Genomic DNA, 1,507 nt, shown 5'->3' on the forward strand with positions numbered 1-1,507 from the left:
TAAATGCATATTTGTGTTGAAATGTATTTTGCTTTGGCTATAATATGCCTGTTACCCATTGTTAATGCTCCAAATGAAAGGCCGGCGACCTCCAACGCCGGCCTTTTTTCATGTCCGAACTGATAAGTCAGTTCTGACTGACGAAAATAAAATGAAATCAATAGCTTGACGATTTTCGACTGAGGTGAGAGTCTTCGGTCACGGTCAAGTTGTTGCGACATTCCGCCGCACATAAGTCCGCATCCCCGTCGCTATACGGCAAATGAGCGCACACGCGCTCGCTCTAACATTTGGAGGATACATGTCGAACGATATTCCGTTCTATCGCGCACATTCAGAGTGCCGGCTCGCCCTCTCGGAAGGCCGCCCCATGGTCGCAATAAAGTCGCTGTTGCCGGAAGACGACCACGAAGAGCAGCTTTTCGAGATCAAAGAATTCTACCGGATGGCCCCCGAGCCGGCGACGGAGGCCTTCGAGGCACGTCTTCACAATCTCGTCGCTCAGGTGCTCGGGGGTGAGGGCAGAGAGAGCAGTCTCCTCGCTCTCGAAACCGAGATAGCGGAAATCAACGCGCTGGACGTTTCGAGCCTCAGCGAAAGCGAACAGTTCGCCTACGCTACCCGCCTGACAATGCTTCGCCGCGCTGCTGACGTCAAGCGTTCGAGGTCATGAGAGAGTAGGTCGAGAGCAGAGGAGCGCCCCAAGTGGGGCGCTTTTCCGTGCGAAAACGATGGGTCAATGTATCATGACGCGTGCTAGTCAATTAGAAGCGGAGGATTTTGGACCGAACGAAAAGTTACCTCAGTTCGGGCTATGTGCTGAATATTTTGAAACGAGTCCTCGTCAGGAAATTCGCGAACAAGCATTACGTCTCTCAAAATCTGCCGATCCGCTTTCAGTTTGGCGCGGCCTCGCGCAGCATTGGGGGAGTTGGGATTTTATCAATCACGACGGATGGAAGCCCATATTCAAGCGAGCACGGCACGCCTGGACGTCAGATGTTTTCAGTGACAAACAACGCGCTATGTATGATGCATTACCCGATAATATAACGCTATTTCGGGGGTCGGACGCGAAGCTACGAAATAGTCATAGGCGATTATCTTGGACTCTCGATTTCGAAATTGCCGCTTGGTTCGCGCGTCGCACTAACCTATGTGGAGGCAAGGGAGTCGTGTATAAGGGGTTGTTGAATAAGGACGAGATTGCATTGTGTTTTCCCGGGCGCGAGCAGGAAGTTGTTCCGTTTTCGGCGCTGGTGATCAAAGATATCGAAACTGTGGCGTTCTGAGTTTCGAGGTCGATGTGCGATAAATAGGAGATTTCCGCGTGTCATTGTTAAGAAAAATAGTCGCTGGTTTTAAGGAATTTGCGACTGCAACTCCTGTTTATTGTCGCAAGAATTTTAGCTTACCGAAGCAAATATTATATTTCGGCGTGATGTTTTGTTTGATAGTGTTGTCGTTATATGCCCGGCTTTTTATCTTTTAGTGTCGGTCCGAAGAC

3 protein-coding genes are annotated in these 1,507 nt (G+C 50.0%); 2 read left to right on the forward strand and 1 reads right to left on the reverse strand.

Going from position 1 to position 1,507, the window contains the following annotated elements; translation table 11 throughout:
- On the reverse strand, positions 1-233 hold a 233-nt coding region (locus A1351_RS25635), incomplete at its 3' end, for a hypothetical protein (RefSeq protein WP_210178251.1).
- Positions 234-301: 68 nt separating this feature from the next.
- On the opposite strand from A1351_RS25635, the gene A1351_RS08235 reads away from it, so the two are divergent.
- On the forward strand, positions 302-673 hold the full coding sequence (locus A1351_RS08235; protein WP_157096206.1) for a hypothetical protein: 372 nt from the start codon (positions 302-304) through the stop codon (positions 671-673).
- 73 nt (positions 674-746) lie between these two features.
- On the forward strand, positions 747-1,292 hold the full coding sequence (locus tag A1351_RS24620; protein ID WP_157096207.1) for a hypothetical protein: 546 nt from the start codon (positions 747-749) through the stop codon (positions 1,290-1,292).
- The last annotated feature ends 215 nt before the right edge of the window (positions 1,293-1,507 follow it).

Origin of the sequence: Methylosinus sp. R-45379 (genome assembly GCF_001644125.1) — a bacterium.
In the GTDB taxonomy this organism is placed as follows: domain Bacteria; phylum Pseudomonadota; class Alphaproteobacteria; order Rhizobiales; family Beijerinckiaceae; genus Methylosinus.